The 18,904-nt window shown below is 41.2% G+C and carries 13 protein-coding genes and 2 pseudogenes; all 15 read left to right on the top strand.

Translation table 11 applies throughout. From position 1 onward, the window contains the following. Positions 1 to 23 precede the first annotated feature (23 nt). Positions 24 to 1,445: pseudogene (locus tag QZ565_RS00720) on the top strand (N-6 DNA methylase); the annotation flags it as partial. Continuing rightward, a complete protein-coding gene (locus QZ565_RS00715; RefSeq protein ID WP_295524250.1) occupies positions 1,438 to 2,742 on the top strand; it encodes a restriction endonuclease subunit S in 1,305 nt (434 codons plus the stop codon). The pseudogene QZ565_RS00720 and the gene QZ565_RS00715, both read left to right, overlap by 8 nt. Next, positions 2,743 to 3,711 carry a DUF6731 family protein gene (locus QZ565_RS00710; protein ID WP_295524248.1) on the top strand — a complete coding sequence of 323 codons (969 nt, stop codon included), beginning with the start codon at positions 2,743 to 2,745 and terminating at the stop codon, positions 3,709 to 3,711. It begins immediately after the preceding gene. Further along, positions 3,708 to 4,262 (top strand): hypothetical protein, encoded by a 555-nt coding sequence (locus tag QZ565_RS00705; RefSeq protein WP_295524246.1) that lies wholly within the window; start codon positions 3,708 to 3,710, stop codon positions 4,260 to 4,262. Before QZ565_RS00710 ends, QZ565_RS00705 begins: the two co-directional genes overlap by 4 nt. Before the next feature lie 89 nt (positions 4,263 to 4,351). Continuing rightward, positions 4,352 to 7,326 (top strand): annotated as a pseudogene (locus QZ565_RS00700) (DEAD/DEAH box helicase family protein). Between the two features lie 123 nt (positions 7,327 to 7,449). Beyond that, positions 7,450 to 9,063 carry a ribonuclease Y gene (locus QZ565_RS00695; protein ID WP_000404936.1) on the top strand — a complete coding sequence of 538 codons (1,614 nt, stop codon included), beginning with the start codon at positions 7,450 to 7,452 and terminating at the stop codon, positions 9,061 to 9,063. A gap of 129 nt (positions 9,064 to 9,192) precedes the next feature. Next, on the top strand, positions 9,193 to 9,819 hold the full coding sequence (gene gmk / locus QZ565_RS00690; RefSeq protein WP_295524243.1) for a guanylate kinase: 627 nt from the start codon (positions 9,193 to 9,195) through the stop codon (positions 9,817 to 9,819). Between the two features lie 24 nt (positions 9,820 to 9,843). Beyond that, entirely contained in the window at positions 9,844 to 10,158 is a 315-nt protein-coding gene (gene rpoZ / locus QZ565_RS00685) for a DNA-directed RNA polymerase subunit omega (RefSeq protein WP_000979235.1), read from the top strand. Between the two features lie 65 nt (positions 10,159 to 10,223). Next, positions 10,224 to 12,620, top strand: a complete 2,397-nt coding sequence (locus tag QZ565_RS00680) for a primosomal protein N' (protein WP_295524241.1) — start codon at positions 10,224 to 10,226, stop codon at positions 12,618 to 12,620. A gap of 12 nt (positions 12,621 to 12,632) precedes the next feature. Further along, on the top strand, positions 12,633 to 13,568 hold the full coding sequence (gene fmt, locus QZ565_RS00675; protein ID WP_295524239.1) for a methionyl-tRNA formyltransferase: 936 nt from the start codon (positions 12,633 to 12,635) through the stop codon (positions 13,566 to 13,568). After that, positions 13,561 to 14,874 (top strand): 16S rRNA (cytosine(967)-C(5))-methyltransferase RsmB, encoded by a 1,314-nt coding sequence (rsmB, locus tag QZ565_RS00670; protein ID WP_295524237.1) that lies wholly within the window; start codon positions 13,561 to 13,563, stop codon positions 14,872 to 14,874. Before fmt ends, rsmB begins: the two co-directional genes overlap by 8 nt. A 14-nt stretch (positions 14,875 to 14,888) precedes the next feature. Next, complete coding sequence (locus QZ565_RS00665) at positions 14,889 to 15,629, top strand: Stp1/IreP family PP2C-type Ser/Thr phosphatase (RefSeq protein ID WP_070479797.1); 741 nt, start codon at positions 14,889 to 14,891, stop codon at positions 15,627 to 15,629. Next, entirely contained in the window at positions 15,626 to 17,539 is a 1,914-nt protein-coding gene (pknB, locus tag QZ565_RS00660; protein ID WP_295524234.1) for a Stk1 family PASTA domain-containing Ser/Thr kinase, read from the top strand. The genes QZ565_RS00665 and pknB overlap by 4 nt, the downstream gene beginning before the upstream one ends. An 88-nt stretch (positions 17,540 to 17,627) precedes the next feature. After that, on the top strand, positions 17,628 to 18,386 hold the full coding sequence (locus QZ565_RS00655; protein WP_295524232.1) for a threonine/serine exporter family protein: 759 nt from the start codon (positions 17,628 to 17,630) through the stop codon (positions 18,384 to 18,386). A 1-nt stretch (position 18,387) separates the two neighbouring features. Beyond that, positions 18,388 to 18,837, top strand: a complete 450-nt coding sequence (locus QZ565_RS00650; RefSeq protein ID WP_033686494.1) for a threonine/serine exporter family protein — start codon at positions 18,388 to 18,390, stop codon at positions 18,835 to 18,837. Positions 18,838 to 18,904: the final 67 nt, after the last annotated feature.

The raw sequence follows: 18,904 nt of genomic DNA, 5'->3' as shown, positions 1-18,904 counted from the left end.
GAGCGGTGTGAGTGTGGACATGCGCTAAAAGCTATATCCGTCAGTTGAACACAGGAGCCACTGTCCGACTCTTTGGTCAGGAAGTTTTGCCTGAAACCTTTGGGATTGGTCGTGCAGATATGCTAATTCGTCAGGAAGATTCTGACTATTTTGTGAAGGTGGATACCTTAAAAGATCCAGATCCTTTCCCAGATACTAAGATGAGCTTTGTCATCGCTAACCCTCCCTTCGGTCAAGCTTGGGGTGGTAAGGATGCGGATGATGGGGTTGAGGATGCAGTTAAGAAAGATCATCAACTCTTTGACAAAACAGAAGGTCGTCAAGGTCGTTTTGTCGCGACTCCAGGAACTGGAGATGCTCAACTACTCTTCCATCTTCATGCTCTTGCAAAATTAGAAGAAAATGGCCGTGCAGCCATCATTTCAAATGGGTCTCCCCTCTTTTCAGGTGGGACATCATCGGGAGAAAGTCAGATTCGCCGTTATATTCTTGAGAATGATTTGCTAGAAGCTATAGTCGCCCTTCCAGGTCAATTTTTCTATAACACAGGAATTGGGATTTATATCTGGATTTATAATAAAAACAAGTCTCCTGAGCGCCAGAACAAGGTTCAGTTTATAGATGCGACGGAGGAGTTTGTTCCTCTACGTAAATCTCTAGGTCAAAAACGCCGTGAGTTGTCCCAAGATAACATCCGTCAGATCCTTCGCTGGTACGATGATTTTCAAGAAAATGACCATGTAAAAATCTTTGACAATCAAGAGTTTCTCTATCGAGAGTTTACAGTTATGCAACCTCTGCAACGTCGTGGCCAGATAAGCGAAGAAACAATTGAGAAAGCGAAAAGCGTTCCTTTCCTAGCTAAACTATTTGATGAATACAAGTACCAAGAATTGCTGGAGATGGAACCACGTTCAGCTAAGGATGAGAAAAAATTACAGGACTTTGTAGCTGGTAAGACCAAGCAAGAAGCTATCCTGACAGCTCTTGCTAAGGGAAGCTCTGACAAGACCTATCCTAACTTTGAGAACTTTGCCCAAGTCATCAAGGACTTGCTGGGAGAGTTTAAGCTTACGCCTGCCAATGTCAATGCGCTAGCCTTAGCTATGAGTGAAATGGACAAGACAGCAGAAGTCATCCGAACCAAGAGGAAAGACAAGCCAAATGAGATTGCTGATGGTATTGTCTATGATAAGACCACCAAGGACAGTGAAATCGTTAAGATGACAGAGGATGTGGAGACCTACTTTGCGCGTGAGGTCTATCCCCATGTACCTGACGCCCACTACTGGTTTGATGAGAAAAAGGGCTATGGAGCTGAGATTCCTTTTACCCGCTATTTCTATCACTACCAAGCACCAGAAAGTGCCGACAAGCTCTTGGCAGAGTTTTATGAACTGGAAGCAGAACTACAGACTCTCTTGGAGGAACTCAAACATGACTAGGATGAAAGAGAGTGGTATCGACTGGATCGGACAGATACCTCAAGAGTGGGTGATTTCTAAAATAAAATTCACAACACAGCTTAATGGTAGAATTGGTTGGCAAGGATTAACATCAGCTGAATATAAAGAGAAAGGCCCATATTTAATTACAGGAACAGACTTTTACAATGGAGCGATTAATTTTGAAACAGCTGTACATATTGATGAAAAACGTTGGTCAGAAGCTTCACAGATTCAGGTTGAAAATGGTGATTTACTAATTACGAAAGATGGTACAGTAGGTAAAGTAGCTATTATTTCTGGGCTTGATGATAAAGCTTCGTTAAATAGTGGTGTGTTAAGAATCCAAACAATTGATGAGATTGATAGAAGATTTTTATACTATGTTTTACTATCAGATGAATTTTGGATGTGGTTTAACTATACAAATTCAGGGGCTAGCACCATTTTACATTTGTATCAAAATGTATTTGATGAATTCACTTTTACATTTCCTCAAAAAAATGAACAACAAAAAATTGCTGATTTTCTAGATAAGAAAACCGCCCAGTTAGATAAAGCTAAAGCATTACTGGAGGAGCAAATTCAAAAACTTAAAGACTACCGCGCTAGCTTGATTTATGAAACAGTCACAAAAGGATTGGATAAAACAGTCCCCATGAAAGATTCAGGTATCGACTGGATCGGACAGATGCCTCAAGGGTGGGGAGTAGGAAAAGTTAAGTATTTTTCACAAATTTCTGCTGGAGCAACTCCTGATAGAAATAATTCGCTTTTTTGGAATGGGAATATCAACTGGATGTCATCAGGTGAGATTAATCAGGGCATTGTAAAGCATACTTCTGAAACTATTACAGACTTAGCATTAAAAAGAACATCAACAAAATTACTTCCCAATGGGACTGTCATGCTTGCATTAAATGGTCAGGGAAAGACGAAAGGAACAGCAGCTGTTTTAGCAATTGAATCGGCTTCTAATCAATCTCTTGCATCATTTATAGTTGATAATAAAATATTGAATAATATGTATTTATATTACTTTTTTGTAGCAAACTACTATAACATTAGAGGCTTGAAAGGTGAGGATAGAGATGGTTTGAATTTGCAGTTAGTGTCAAATATAGTTATTCCTCTATTTGAAATCGAGAAACAACAAAAAATTGTTGATTTTCTTGATAAGAAAACAGTTCAAATAGATAAACTTATTCAAATTAAGAACGAGCAAATTAAAAATATTAATAAGCAACGACAAACTCTTATTTATGATTATGTAACAGGGAAGAGGAGGGTATATTAAATGGTTGCATATGGCGATGATAACCGAAAAAAGGTCAAATTTCTCTATTTTCAAACTCGTGTTGAGTATAGACAAAATAATAATATTGTTCATGAGATGTATGACTTAACTACGTGGTGTTCAGATGCGATGTCTAGTTTATCTATTTCAGATAAGAATTATGAATTTGGTGGAGACACAATTCGTTTGCAAAATATGCATGTGAATCATGATGGGATATTGGAATTACGTTTTACGAGATTAAGTGAAATCCAAACATCATATGTAGCTCGTAAGACTTCAGATATAGAATCGGATTTTGAATTAGAAGAAAATGAATATCCTGCTCAGGATACAATGATACTATTCGATCCTGCAAACTGTGTTGCTATGGTACAAAAAAATATTCAAGGTCTGTCTATTCGTGGAATTATTGAATATATAAATTATTTCTGGAATTTAGAAAAAATAGATAAACAGAAAATAGATTTTTTACCAATAGTATCTAAAGAAATATTTCAGAGAGTACGAAGATGCAATGGGGTTAAAAAACTAACAATAAAAACAGCGAACACATTTGACAAGAAGAATAATGTTGCAAGAAAGGTTTCTGATAGTTTTAATGGCATTTTAGAAAAAATTATAAGCGATGCTTCCCCATTAAAAGGGCTAAATGTTGAGGTTTCTTTTGTTGCCGCGCCTAGAAATAAAGAGGAAATATTAGATGTTGAAGAAGTTGATAAGATTATGAAGCAAATCGAAGAAAATCCTCATTCATTTTCAAAGGCTCAGTTGTCTATATTGAATGAGTACAATAAAATTGAAACTTTGAACTTATTAAATGCGCTTATTTGTGACACTTATGAATTTACTTTACCACCCAAACAAAGATTAAATCCTGATAGTGTTCTTTTTGAAATGAGGAGATTATATCAGGGTGATGAAAATACAACTGCTCGTAAACATGAAATAAATAGGACAATACCATGAGAAATTCTCTTCTAAATATTACTTATCCTTGGTTTTTGGGATTATTTGTTTTATTTTTAAGTCTATGTTTGTCTATAGGGCCTGACATGTTAGGGTACGAAAATATTTTAGAATCACTTATTCAGTTTTCTGGACTAATCATTGGATTTTATACATCTATGTACGGAATTGTTTTAGTTGCAGGAAATATACTGCTTACTAAATTTGAAGAGAATAGAGTTGAAAAAGTATTCAAGAATAATCTAATTCAATCCTTGGTGTCAGCTTTTGCGATATATATTTTTTCTGTTATTATGCAAGAATTACGATATCATAACAATGTATTGTTTTTATTAGGTGAAAATCAGATAAAAGTTAATTATGTTGGATTTTATATTTGGATATTTAGTGCGGGTGTGTTTTTAGGTATGTCATATCGTTCTACAAGACTACTTTTAAAAATGCTATTCTATAAATCTGAGGATGAAGTAAGATTGAAATCAAACACGGATACAGAAACAGAAGAAGAAAAAATAGAAAGATACTCCCGTATTAACGGAGGTAAATTTTAAACTATTGAAATTTGTCTTGTATAGATAGTGAAATGAATTTTTTGCAAATTAGTAAGTAATAGAAATAGAGAAAAAGAAAGTGAGAAGCTATGGCAAATTTGGGCTTGAAGGAGCGCTATGATTTCCAGCAGTGGATTATCAAAGACTTGAAAGATAAGAATGGCTATATTCAGCGGGACGCTACTTGCTACGATCCTAGATTAGCCATGGATGTGGAACTCCTGTGGGATTTTCTGATGGAGACCCAAGAGGAGACCATGGACTATCTCCTTAAAAAGCTTAGCAAGGAGACAATAGTCAATCTGATTAATAAAGAAATCGTCAAGGGTGGCTTTTTATTCGCCTTAAAAGAGGGAATCTTTATTGAAAATAAACAACTTCGTCTTCTTTATCGTAAACCTGCGACTAGTTTTAATGAAAAGGCTGTTCAACAATACCAAGCCAATTGTCTATCTGTTATGGAAGAAGTGGTTTACGAGGAGAGCGACCGTATTGACCTAGTTATCTTTATCAATGGATTAGCACTATTTGCTATAGAGCTTAAGTTTAATCCCAGTGGTCAGTCTGTTCAGGATGCTATCAAGCAGCTAAAGGGGCGCAATCCTAAGAACCGTCTTTTCCGTTTTGAACAGGGAGTCTTGGCTTCCTTTGCAGTGGATACCCTAGAAGTCTATATGACGACGCAATTGAAAGGAGACAAGAAACCTATTTTCTACCTTTTAATGTGGGGAAAGGGGAAGGTATTGAGATGGGAAGTGGCAACCCTCACAATCCTGACGGTGTCGATACAGACTACTTGTGGCTTGATGTTTTGACCAAGGATAGTATTCTCCAGTTAATAGAGAGTTTTATCTTTTTTGAGATGGATAAGCATAAAAAGAAGACCCTGATTTTCCCGAGATACCATCAGCGAAGAGCAGTTAGCCGTCTCCTAGAAGACATGAAAGTCAACCATACTGACAGTAATTATCTGATTCAGCATTCGGCTGGTTCAGGTAAAACCAATACCATTGCCTGGTTGGCTCATAGTTTAGTTTCTCTTCATGATGATCAGAATCAAAACATCGTGGATACTGTATTAATCGTAACAGACCGTATCGTAGTTGACCGTCAGTTACAAGAAGCGGTCAAGGAAATCTTCCACAAGCCTGGAGTGGTCAAGGTAATGGGCGACAAAGAAACCTCCAGTGATTTAGCGGATGCGATTGCAGGAAATACAAAAATCATAGCTACGACGATTCATAAGTTTGCCCAGATCAACCAATCCAACTGGATGTCTGTAGGGAACACTGCGAAAAAGAAATTTGCCATCCTGATTGATGAAGCCCACAGTTCAACGACAGGATCCTATATGAGTTCGGTTAGTCAAGTCTTGACAGAAACAGATACAGAAGATGGAACTATCGATGAGATTCAAGAAGTAAGTGTTGCGGATGCTATCGAGCAGGAGATTGCTCGGACAGGTAAGTAGGACAATGTCTCAATCATTGCCTTCACCGCAACTCCCAAGGCGACAACTCTACAGCTATTTGGTACAACACAAGCAGATGGTTCTAAAGCTCCTTTTGACGTTTATAGTATGAAGCAAGCTATTGAGGAAGGTTTTATTCTAGATGTTTTAGATAACTATACGACTTATAAGACCTATTACAAGCTCAATAAAGCAGTCGAAGAAGATCCTGAGCTAAAAACGACTCTTGCTAAGCGTAAGATTGCAAAGTTTGTAGAATTATCTGATGAAAATATCAATCAAAAGGTTGAAATTATCATGGATCACTTTATCAGTCATGATATTATGGCTGAATTGGGTGGTCAAGGTAAGGCTATGATTGTGACTTCGGGTCGTGAGGCAGCAGTTAAGTATCAATTGGCCTTTCAAAAGTACTTCAAAGACCACAGTATCACTAGTATTGGAACCCTGATTGCCTTTTCTGGCAAGGTTGATTACCAAGGTAGTGAATATACTGAGTCGCAAATGAATCAGGTCAAGGAAGATTATTTGAAATATCATTTTGATACGGAAGACTACCAAATCCTGATTGTTGCAAATAAGTATCAGACAGGGTTTGACCAACCCAAACTGGTTGCTATGTATGTGGATAAAAAGTTACGAAGTGTTGCTGCGGTGCAAACATTGTCTCGTTTGAATCGTATCTATAGAGGATACAACAAGAAGACCTTTATCCTTGATTTTAAAAATACTTATGACGATATTCGCTCAGCTTTTTCTCCCTACTACCGTGAGACTATTTTAGCAGATACAGTCACACCTAGCGATGTCTTGACCTTGGATCGGAAAATTGATGAGTATGGCATCTTGGACAGTGATGTTGTTCATGAGTTTAATCAATTCTTATATCAAGAAAAGAGAAACAGCAGAGAAAAACAAAAGATGGTTTCTCTGTTAAATCAAGGTTATGATAGAGTTAGACGGTTTGATGAGAAAGAACAACTTTCTATTCGAAAGGTTATTCGAGGTTTTCTTAGAATGTATACTTTCTTGATTCAGGCAACTGCTTATCAAAATGAAGTTCTACACGAACGTTATAATTATCTGCAAAGTCTTGTCAAGATGATTGATGTTCGCATTGGAGGAGATGACTTTACAATTGCAGATAAGATCGTAGTGGACTATATGAAACATAAGCAAACAGGTTCCTTCAGGTCAGTTTCTGAATTGGAATATCATCCAGAGTTAATACTTACCAAGCCAAGTACTGGAGGTGTTACGACTGACCAGGAGAAGCGTTTATCTGAAATCTTAGATGAAATTAACGAACAGTTGGATTTGGATATTGATCCCCAAGTCGGTCTAAGTGGAGCGGTATCCATTCGTGAATTGATGAAAAAGAATCCGAGACTAAAGCAATCTGCTCGTGTCAACTCCAGAGAAGACTTCGTTTTTACTTTTGAAGAAGAGATTGACAATGCTCTTATAGAAGGATACTCTCAGAGTCAAGATTTATTTGGTGCTCTATTAAATAATGATTCTTTCAAGAAGAGATTAGCAGATATATTTATTGATGATGTGTTCAAAAGTTTGAAGGGATCCGAAGAAGTGTAATCCTAAAATTCACACTAATTTCCCCAAAACATATTCTATTTTAGGTTTGTGAAAATCACTTTTTTATGGTAGAATGTAAAAGAATGTATGTCATTCGGAATAACAATAAAATGAGGTAAAAACATGGAAATCATGTCGCTTGCGATTGCTGTTTTTGCCGTCATCATTGGTTTAGTCATTGGATATGTCAGCATCTCAGCTAAGATGAAATCATCTCAGGAAGCTGCAGAGTTGATGCTTTTAAATGCTGAACAAGAAGCAACTAATTTACGTGGACAAGCTGAACGTGAAGCCGATTTACTTGTTAATGAAGCCAAACGTGAAAGCAAGTCTCTTAAAAAAGAAGCACTATTGGAGGCCAAAGAAGAAGCCAGAAAATACCGTGAAGAAGTGGACGCTGAATTCAAATCAGAACGTCAAGAACTCAAACAAATCGAAAGTCGTTTGACCGAGAGAGCTACTAGCCTCGACCGTAAGGACGACAATTTGACGAGTAAAGAACAAACACTTGAACAAAAAGAACAAAGTATTTCTGATAGAGCGAAAAACCTTGATGCGCGTGAAGAGCAATTAGAGGAAGTCGAAAGACAAAAAGAAGCAGAACTAGAGCGTATCGGTGCCCTGTCTCAGGCAGAAGCACGAGATATTATCTTGGCACAGACAGAGGAGAACTTGACCAAGGAGATTGCCAGTCGCATTCGTGAAGCTGAGCAAGAGGTCAAGGAACGTTCTGACAAAATGGCCAAGGACATCTTGGTTCAAGCTATGCAACGTATCGCTGGTGAATATGTAGCGGAGTCAACAAACTCAACAGTTCATCTGCCAGACGATACTATGAAGGGACGCATTATTGGTCGTGAAGGTCGTAACATTCGTACCTTTGAAAGTTTGACAGGGGTCGATGTGATTATCGACGATACACCAGAAGTGGTGACCTTGTCAGGATTTGATCCGATTCGTCGTGAGATTGCCCGTATGACTATGGAAATGTTGCTCAAAGATGGTCGTATCCATCCAGCTCGTATCGAAGAGTTGGTTGAGAAAAACCGTCAAGAGATTGACAATAAGATTCGTGAATATGGTGAGGCAGCAGCCTATGAGATTGGTGCGCCAAACCTTCATCCAGACTTGATGAAAATCATGGGTCGCTTGCAGTTCCGTACTTCATATGGACAAAATGTCTTACGTCATTCGATTGAGGTTGCTAAGTTAGCTGGTATCATGGCGAGCGAACTTGGTGAAAATGCGGCTCTTGCTCGTCGTGCTGGATTCCTTCACGATATCGGGAAAGCTATTGACCGCGAGGTTGAGGGTAGCCACGTTGAAATCGGTATGGAATTGGCTCGTAAGTACAAGGAACACCCAGTTGTGGTGAATACGATTGCTAGTCACCACGGCGATGTCGAAGCCGAAAGTGTCATTGCAGTGATTGTCGCTGCAGCAGATGCCTTGAGTGCAGCTCGTCCAGGTGCTCGTAGTGAGTCTCTTGAAAGCTATATCAAGCGTCTTCATGATTTGGAAGAAATTGCTAACGGTTTTGAAGGAGTTCAAACAAGCTTTGCCCTTCAAGCAGGACGTGAAATCCGCATCATGGTCAATCCAGGACAAATCAAGGACGACAAAGTCACAATCTTGGCTCACAAAGTTCGTGAGAAAATTGAAAACAATCTCGATTACCCAGGAAATATCAAGGTAACCGTGATTCGCGAGCTTCGTGCAGTAGATTATGCTAAATAAATAAGAAAGAGCAGTTGAAAAATTACTGCTTTTTTGTTACACTAGATAGAAAGACTGTAAAGGATAATTTGGCTTTTTGCCATTATTCTAGAGAAATGTTATTTCACAGACTGACTAAAAGGAGACACAATGGCAGACCGAGGCTTACTAATCGTTTTTTCTGGTCCTTCAGGGGTTGGAAAAGGAACGGTTAGAAGAGAGATTTTTGAGAGTTCTGAAAACCAATTTCAATACTCTGTATCGATGACGACACGTGCACAACGTCCTGGAGAAGTGGATGGTGTTGACTATTTCTTCCGTACTCGCGAAGAGTTTGAAGAGCTGATTAGTCAAGGACAGATGTTGGAATACGCAGAATATGTCGGCAACTACTATGGAACTCCCCTGACCTATGTCAATGAAACCTTGGATAAGGGAATCGATGTTTTCCTTGAAATTGAAGTTCAGGGTGCTCTTCAGGTCAAGAAAAAGGTTCCAGATGCTGTCTTTATCTTCCTGACACCGCCAGATTTGGATGAATTGCAAGATCGTTTAGTAGGTCGTGGAACAGACAGTGCAGAAGTGATTGCCCAACGAATCGAAAAAGCCAAGGAAGAAATTGCCCTCATGCGTGAGTATGATTATGCGATTGTCAACGATCAGGTGCCCCTAGCTGCTGAGCGTGTCAAGCGTGTGATCGAAGCAGAGCACTTCCGTGTGGATCGTGTTATTGGTCACTATCAGGAGATGTTACCGAAATCTCCAACTACCCGATAAAATTTAGAAAATAGGTACAAGCAAATGATGTTAAAACCCTCTATTGATACCTTGCTCGACAAGGTTCCTTCAAAATATTCACTCGTAATCTTGGAAGCAAAACGTGCCCACGAATTAGAAGCAGGTGCGCCAGCAACTCAAGGTTTCAAGTCTGAAAAATCAACTCTTCGCGCTTTAGAAGAAATCGAATCAGGAAACGTTACGATTCACCCAGATCCAGAAGGAAAACGTGAAGCAGTGCGTCGCCGTATCGAAGAAGAAAAACGTCGCAAAGAAGAAGAAGAAAAGAAAATCAAAGAGCAAATCGCTAAAGAAAAAGAAGATGGTGAAAAAATTTAAGGTTGGGGGGACTCAATCTTATTTTTTCTATTGCAAGAATGTACTGACAAGGAGGAGGTGAGAAGATGGCCATAGCTAAGATTATTGTAGATGTGCCCTTGATGCAGACGGACCAACCCTATAGTTATAGGATTCCGGAGGAATTTCTGGGAATGCTGGAAGTTGGGATGCGGGTCCATGTACCTTTTGGTAAGGGCAATCGTCTGATTCAAGGGATTGTTCTTGGTTTGGAGTCCCAATCAGATGAGGAAGAGATGGAGCAAGATTTAAAAGATATTGCTGAGGTGCTGGATTTTTCTCCTGTTCTCACGCAAGAACAACTCTGGCTGGCTGAGGAGTTACGCAAATCTGTCTTCTCTTACAAAATCTCTATCCTTAAGGCTATGTTACCAGGATTTCTAAATTCTAGCTATGACAAGATTCTCTATCCTCTGGCAGGTCTGAGTCAGGAAGATCGAGAGCGTTTGTTTGGTTCAGAGGATTCGCTAGCCTTTTCTTCTCTGGATTTAGGTAAGCAAGCTGAAATGATGCGTTTGACTAGAAAAGGCCTGCTTGGTCTAGAATATCAGGCGATTGATCAAAAGAAGGTCAAGACCCAGTCTTGGTATGAGGTAGACCTTGCTCAATTAGAAGGTGTTGAAATATCTGCACGTGCCAAGAAAAAATTGGAACTGAGAGACTATTTGTTGTCTCATCCTGAGAGTGCTTCCTTGGCTAGCTTGTTAGAGTCCTACTCGCGGGAGCAAGTCAACTTCTTTGTGGAACAAGGTGCTGTTACCATAGTCCAAAAGGAAGTCCAACGCTCGGCTGCTTATTTTGAAGGCATTGAGGCAAGTCAGCCTTTGGAGTTGAATCCAGAGCAAAGACAGGCGCGTGATGCGGTTGTGAGTGCGATTGGCAGTCATCAGCCTCCCTTCCTCCTTCAAGGGATTACAGGAAGTGGGAAGACCGAGGTTTACTTGCAGATTATCCAAGGGGCTTTGGACAAGGGCAAGACAGCTATTTTGCTGGTGCCTGAGATTTCCTTGACTCCACAAATGACGGAGCGTTTTATCGCTCGTTTTGGAGACAAGGTGGCCATTCTTCATTCAGGCCTGTCCAATGGTGAAAAGTACGACGAATGGCGCAAGGTGGAACGAGGAGATGCCCAAGTTGTGGTTGGCGCCAGATCGGCTATCTTTGCTCCGCTGAAAAATCTAGGTGTCATGATTATCGATGAAGAGCATGAAGCGACTTATAAGCAGGACAGTAATCCCCGTTATCATGCTAGAGAGGTGGCTATTTTACGGGCTCAGTATAATCAAGCAGCTCTGGTACTTGGTTCAGCAACTCCTAGTCTGGAAAGCCGTGCTCGGGCTGGAAAAGGCGTCTATCAACATTTACGTCTGACCCAACGAGCTAATCCTTTGGCTACTATTCCCAAGGTTCAAGTGATTGACTTTCGAGACTATATCGGACAAAACGAGACATCAAACTTTACGCCACCTTTGTTAGAAGCTATTCAGGACCGTCTGGCTAAAAAAGAGCAGGTGGTTCTTATGCTCAATCGCCGTGGTTATTCTAGCTTTGTTATGTGTCGGGAGTGTGGGACGGTGGATACTTGTCCTAACTGTGACATTTCCTTGACCTTGCATATGGATACCAAGACCATGAACTGCCATTATTGTGGTTTTTCGAAGGATATTCCTCACGTTTGCCCCAACTGTAAGAGTCGCAGTATTCGTTACTATGGGACGGGGACACAGAAGGCTTATGACGAGCTGGCAGAACTCTTTCCGCAGGCACGTATTTTGCGGATGGATGTGGACACGACTCGTAAGAAAGGTAGTCACCAAGCTCTTCTTGACCAGTTTGGGCGAGGAGAAGCAGATATTTTACTAGGTACTCAGATGATTGCCAAGGGATTGGATTTTCCAAATGTGACCCTAGTCGGAGTGCTCAATGCGGATACGGCCTTAAATCTGCCTGATTTCCGTTCTTCTGAGAGAACCTTCCAGCTCTTGACTCAGGTGGCAGGTCGTGCAGGTCGAGCTGAAAAAGCTGGTCAGGTCTTAATCCAGTCTTACAATCCTGAGCACTATGCTATTCGATTTGCCAAGGATCAGGATTACGAAGGCTTTTATGCCTATGAAATGGGAATTAGACGACAACTTGGTTATCCACCTTACTATTTCACCATTGGAATTACCCTTTCTCACAAGAAGGAAGAAGAGGTGGTCAAACGTGCCTATGAAGTTATGAACATTTTGCGGTCAGGTTTATCAGAGGCCAGTCACATTCTGGGGCCGACGCCAAAACCCATTGCCCGTACCCACAACCTCTATCATTACCAGATTTTAATTAAATACCGTTTAGAAGATGAGCTAAGTCCGACTCTCAACCAGGTCTTGGCCTTGACTCAAGAACGGGAAAATAGTGAGCTCCGTCTCAGCATTGACCATGAGCCACAGCAATTTTTATAAGAAGGAGAAGATATGACAAAATTAATCTTTATGGGGACCCCCGACTTTTCAGCAACAGTTTTAAAAGGGCTTTTGACAGATGACCGTTACGAAATTCTAGCCGTTGTGACCCAGCCGGACCGCGCTGTTGGTCGTAAAAAAGTGATCCAAGAAACCCCAGTCAAGCAGGCTGCCAAAGAGGCAGGACTTCCTATCTACCAACCTGAAAAACTATCTGGAAGTCCAGAGATGGAAGCTATTATGAATTTAGGAGCGGATGGAATTGTGACTGCTGCTTTTGGGCAATTTCTTCCAACTAAACTCCTTGATAGCATGGATTTTGCGGTCAATGTTCACGCCTCCCTTCTTCCTAAACACCGTGGTGGTGCTCCTATCCATTATGCCTTGATTCAAGGGGATGAGGAAGCTGGTGTGACCATTATGGAAATGGTTAAGGAAATGGATGCAGGGGATATGATTTCGCGTCGTAGTATTCCGATTACGGATGAGGACAATGTCGGCACCTTGTTTGAGAAATTGGCGCTAGTTGGTCGTGATTTGCTTTTGGACACTTTGCCTGCTTATATTGCTGGTGACATCAAACCTGAACCGCAGGATCCAAGTCAGGTTACCTTCTCTCCCAATATCCAGCCAGAGGAAGAAAAGTTGGATTGGAATAAAAGCAATCGTCAACTTTTCAACCAAATCCGTGGGATGAACCCCTGGCCTGTTGCCCATACTTTCCTTAAGGGTGACCGCTTTAAGATTTATGAAGCCCTACCAGTAGAAGGTCAGGGAAATCCAGGTGAGATCCTCTCTATCGGCAAGAAAGAATTGATTGTCGCAACGGCAGAAGGAGCTCTATCCTTCAAACAAGTGCAACCAGCTGGTAAGCCTAAGATGGATATTGCTTCCTTCCTCAATGGAGTTGGACGTACATTGACTGTAGGAGAACGATTTGGTGACTAAAGTAGAAACGGCTAGAAGTATAGCCCTAGTAGTATTAGAGGATGTCTTTATCAATCAAGCATACTCAAATATCGCCTTAAATAAGCATCTCAAGGGAAGTCAACTTTCTGCAGCAGACAAGGGTTTGGTGACCGAGCTGGTCTATGGAACGGTAGCCCGTAAACTGACTCTGGAATGGTACCTGTCCCACTTTATAGAAGACCGAGACCAGTTAGATAACTGGCTCTATGTCCTTCTCCTCATGAGTGCCTACCAGCTCTGCTATTTGGACAAGATTCCAGACCATGCTGTGGTCAATGAAGCAGTGGAATTGGCTAAAGTCCGTAAAAAGGGCAGTGAAAAATTGGTCAACGCCGTTCTTCGTCGTATCCTGCGTGAAGGTTGGCCAGATATTGCCAGCATCAAACGAAAAAATAAGCGTGATTCCATAGCCTATTCTCTCCCGGTTTGGTTAATTGCCAAGCTCAAGGAAGAATACGGAGAGGAGCGAGCGCAAGCTATTTTTGAAAGTCTCTTGGTGCGAAACAAAGCCAGTATTCGTGTAACAGATTTAAGCCAAAAAGAGGAAATCCAAGCCTTGTTGGAGGCCAGTGCTTCATCCTTGTCTCCTTCTGGTCTGGTTAAGGAGCAAGGACATTTTGCAGGCCATGATTTGTTTGCGGATGGAGCTATTACCATTCAAGACGAGTCCAGTCAACTGGTTGCTCCGACGCTTGATTTACAAGGCGATGAGCAGGTTCTAGATGCCTGTGCTGCTCCAGGAGGAAAAACAGCCCATATAGCTTCTTACCTGACGACAGGTCGAGTTACTGCACTAGATCTTTATGACCATAAGCTGAGCTTGATCCAAGAAAATGCCCAACGTCTGGGAGTTGCAGACCGGGTTCAAACGCAAAAATTAGATGCCAGAAAGGTGCATGAGTTTTTTGGTCAGGATTCATTTGATAAGATTTTGGTGGATGCTCCCTGTTCAGGAATCGGTCTGCTGCGCCGGAAACCAGATATCAAATACAATAAAGAAACGGCAGATTTCGCGTCCTTACAGGAAATTCAGCTAGAAATATTAGGTAGTGTTTGTCAAACACTACGCAAAGGTGGTATAATAACTTATAGTACCTGTACTATTGTCTCAGAGGAGAACTTTCAAGTCGTACAGGCATTTTTAGAAAGTCATCCTGAATTTGAGCAGGTAAAACTAGAACATGAATGTAAGGATATCATGAAAGATGGTTGTATTCTCATTACACCTGAATTGTATGGAAGTGATGGATTTTTCATTAGCCAATTTCGCAAGATATCAGATTAGGAAGGAACTAACACATGGAAATTTCATTATTAACAGATGTTGGTCAGAAACGAACAAATAACCAAGACTATGTCAACCACTATGTCAATAGAGCTGGGCGTACCATGATTATCCTAGCTGATGGTATGGGAGGTCATCGCGCAGGGAATATCGCTAGTGAGATGGCGGTAACAGACCTGGGTGTAGCTTGGGTTGATACACAAATCGATACGGTTAATGAAGTGCGTGAATGGTTTGCTAACAACCTTGAGATTGAAAATCAAAGGATTAACCAATTGGGACAAAATGAAGCCTATAAAGGAATGGGAACAACCCTTGAGGCTGTAGCCATTATTGATAATCAGGCTATTTATGCTCACATCGGAGATTCTCGTATCGGTTTGATTCGTGGAGAAGAATACCACCAGTTAACGAGCGACCATTCTTTGGTCAATGAATTGCTTAAGGCAGGTCAATTGACGCCAGAAGAAGCTGCTAGCCATCCACAGAAAAATATTATTACTCAATCTATTGGTCAAAAAGATGAAATTCAGCCTGATTTTGGAATAATCACCCTTGAGCCTGGGGACTATCTCTTACTCAATAGCGATGGTTTGACAAATATGATTTCAGGAAGTGAGATTTCTGATATTGTAACCAGCGATATTTCTTTGGAAGATAAGGCAGCAACCTTGATCCGTTTTGCCAACAATGCAGGTGGTTTAGATAACATCACAGTTGCCCTTATTGCTGTTAATGAGGAGGAAACAGAATGATCCAAATCGGCAAGATTTTTGCCGGGCGGTATCGGATTCTCAAACAGATTGGCCGAGGAGGCATGGCAGATGTTTACTTGGCTAAAGATTTGATTTTAGACGGGGAAGAAGTGGCGGTAAAGGTCCTGAGGACCAACTACCAGACAGACCCGATTGCTGTGGCGCGTTTTCAGCGGGAAGCGAGAGCCATGGCAGATTTGGACCATCCTCATATCGTTCGGATTACAGATATCGGTGAAGAAGAGGGACAACAGTATCTCGCAATGGAATATGTTGCTGGGTTAGATCTCAAACGCTATATCAAGGAACATCACCCTCTTTCAAATGAAGAAGCGATTCGAATCATGGGACAAATCCTCTTGGCTATGCGCTTAGCCCATACTCGAGGAATTGTTCACAGGGATTTGAAACCGCAAAATATCCTTTTGACACCAGATGGGACTGCCAAGGTTACAGACTTTGGGATCGCAGTAGCCTTTGCAGAGACAAGTCTGACTCAGACTAACTCAATGCTGGGTTCGGTTCATTATTTATCGCCAGAGCAGGCGCGTGGTTCTAAAGCAACTGTGCAGAGTGATATCTATGCCATGGGGATTATTTTCTATGAGATGCTGACAGGTCATATTCCTTACGATGGGGATAGTGCGGTGACCATCGCCCTCCAGCATTTCCAGAAACCACTGCCATCGGTTATAGCTGAAAATCCATCTGTGCCTCAGGCTTTAGAAAATGTTGTTATCAAGGCAACTGCCAAGAAATTGACCGATCGCTACAAATCAGTCGCTGAGATGTATGTGGACTTGTCGAGTAGTTTATCTAATAATCGTCGTAATGAACCAAAGTTAGTCTTTGACGATGCGACTAAGGCGGACACTAAGACCCTTCCTAAAGTGCCACAAAGTACGCTGACCTCTATCCCTAAAGCTCCGGTACAAGAGGGGCGCCCTCAACCTAAGCCCCAACCTCATCAGACAGAAAAACCAGCCTCTACTCCCAAGCCAGCCAAACGCCGTCGCATGAAAGCACGTTATCCAATTTTATTTGCGACCTTCTTGTTGGTTGTGGCATCCTTAGTATGGATTTTATATAGAACGCCCGCTACCATTGCTGTTCCAAAAGTAGCAGGTCAGACGGTTGCAGAGGCTAAAGAAGCGCTTAAGAAAGCCAATTTTGAGGTTGGAGAAGAAAAGACAGAAGCTAGTGATAAGGTTGAAGAAGGTCGGGTTATTCGCACCGATCCTGACGCTGGTACGACACGAAAAGAAGGTACAAAAATTAATTTGATTGTGTCTTCTGGTCAGCAATCCTTCCAACTTGGAAATTATCTTGGACGAAAATCTAGTGATGTAGTGGCAGAATTGAAAGGCAAAAAGGTTCCAGAAAATCTAATTATGATTGAGGAAGAAGAATCCAACGAAATCGAAGCTGGTACAATCATGAAACAAAGTTTACCGGAGGGAACAACCTATGATCTTAGCAAGGCAACTCAAATAGTTCTGACTGTTGCTAAAAAAGTAAATTCTATTTCAATGCCAAGTTATATTGGTTCAACTCGAGAATTTGCAGTTAATAATCTTACAGAGATATATGGAATTAAAAAAGCTAATATCGAAGTTGTAGAAGTGTCTACTGCTCCTGAAGGAACAGCTGAGGAGACTGTTGTAGAGCAAAGTCCAAAACCGGGTGGAAAAATTGATTTAGCCAGCACACGTATTAAAATTTCGATTTATAAACCCAAAACACCACCATCAAGTTCCTCTTCAACGTCAGTTCCACGTGGTAACCAAGGTTCACCTACTACTCCAAATCAAGGGAATCAACAAGGTGGCCATCAAGGAAATCAACAAGGAACGGTTCCTACTCCGACTCAACCAAATAGTGAAGGAAACCACGAAAATTCTCGTGATTAAACGAATCTTTGTCATGATTTCATGGCAAAGATTTTTTTTGACTCCGGATTTGTGATAGAATAGAGGGAGTTGATAAAAGGAGGCAAGCATGGAAGAATCAAAAGAATTAAATGCCGTCATCGATGTCATTATGTTAGCAGGAACCATTCTCCTTAAAAGTGGCTCAGAGATTCATCGTGTAGAAGATACCATGATCCGCATTGCGCATTCGCAGGGGATTGTGGATTGCAATGTTCTTGCCATGCCTGCCGCTATCTTTTTCTCCATTGAAAATACCAATATTTCGCGAATGAAACGCGTGACCTCCTCTTCTTATAACATTGAAAAAGTCTGCGATGTGAACCAGATTTCTCGTCAACTGGTTGGGGGGGAGATTGATTTAGAGACAGCCTTCAAGCAATTGAAGGCCTTGCAAGCCCAGCCCCTTCCTTATACTAAGTTGCAGGTAACTTTGGCTGCGACCTTTAGTGCTCCTTTCTTTTCAATTATGTTTAGTGGAAATATCTACGACGCACTTGGGGCAGGAGTGGCTACCTTATTTGGTTTTGCCTTTTCCCTCTATGTGGAGAAGTTTATCCGAATTCCCTTTGTGACGGCCTTTGCTGGAGCCTTTGTCTTTGGGATGATTGCCCAGTTTTGGGCTCGCTACACAGGTTTTCCTTCAACGGCAGATTTGATTATAGCTGGTGCAGTCATGCCGTTTGTACCAGGGATTGCCTTGACCAATGCGGTTCGTGATATTATGACCAACCACATAAACTCTGGTATGAGTAAGATGTTTGAATCCCTGCTCATTACCCTTGCTTTAGGGGCGGGAACTTCTGTCGCCTTGGTATTGATGAATTAATATGACACTAACAACCTTTTTATTACAAGCAGTAGCAAGTCTTCTTGCTATTATCACTTTTTTAATCGTACTCAATGTGCAACGCTCTATGCTCTTACCTGGAGGGATTTTGGGCATGGCTGTCTGGCTAATCTATCTCTTGCTCAAGGAACCGACCAATGTTATTGTGGCTACTTTTATTGCAGCCATTATCGGGTCTTGTGTCAGCCAGATTTTAAGTATTCTTTACAAGACCCCTGCTGTGGTCTTTATCTTGGCCATCTTGGCCCCTCTGGTTCCGGGATATCTGTCTTATCGGACAACTGCCTTTTTTGTGACAGGAGACTATAGTCACGCCATTGCCAGTGCAACCTTAGTTGTCATGCTGGCTCTGGTGATTTCTATTGGCATGGCTAGCGGAACAGTGATTCTTAGACTTTATTCCTACTTAAGAAAGCAGCATAATGGTTAGAATAATAAGGGACTTGATTTGGTGAATCAAGTCTTTTTTCTCTCTTTTACTGCTATTTGTGATAAAA

The organism is uncultured Streptococcus sp. (genome assembly GCF_915066115.1).
GTDB lineage: Bacteria > Bacillota > Bacilli > Lactobacillales > Streptococcaceae > Streptococcus.
Note: the sequence above shows the minus strand (reverse complement) of the source record. Positions and strands in the feature narration are given on the sequence as shown.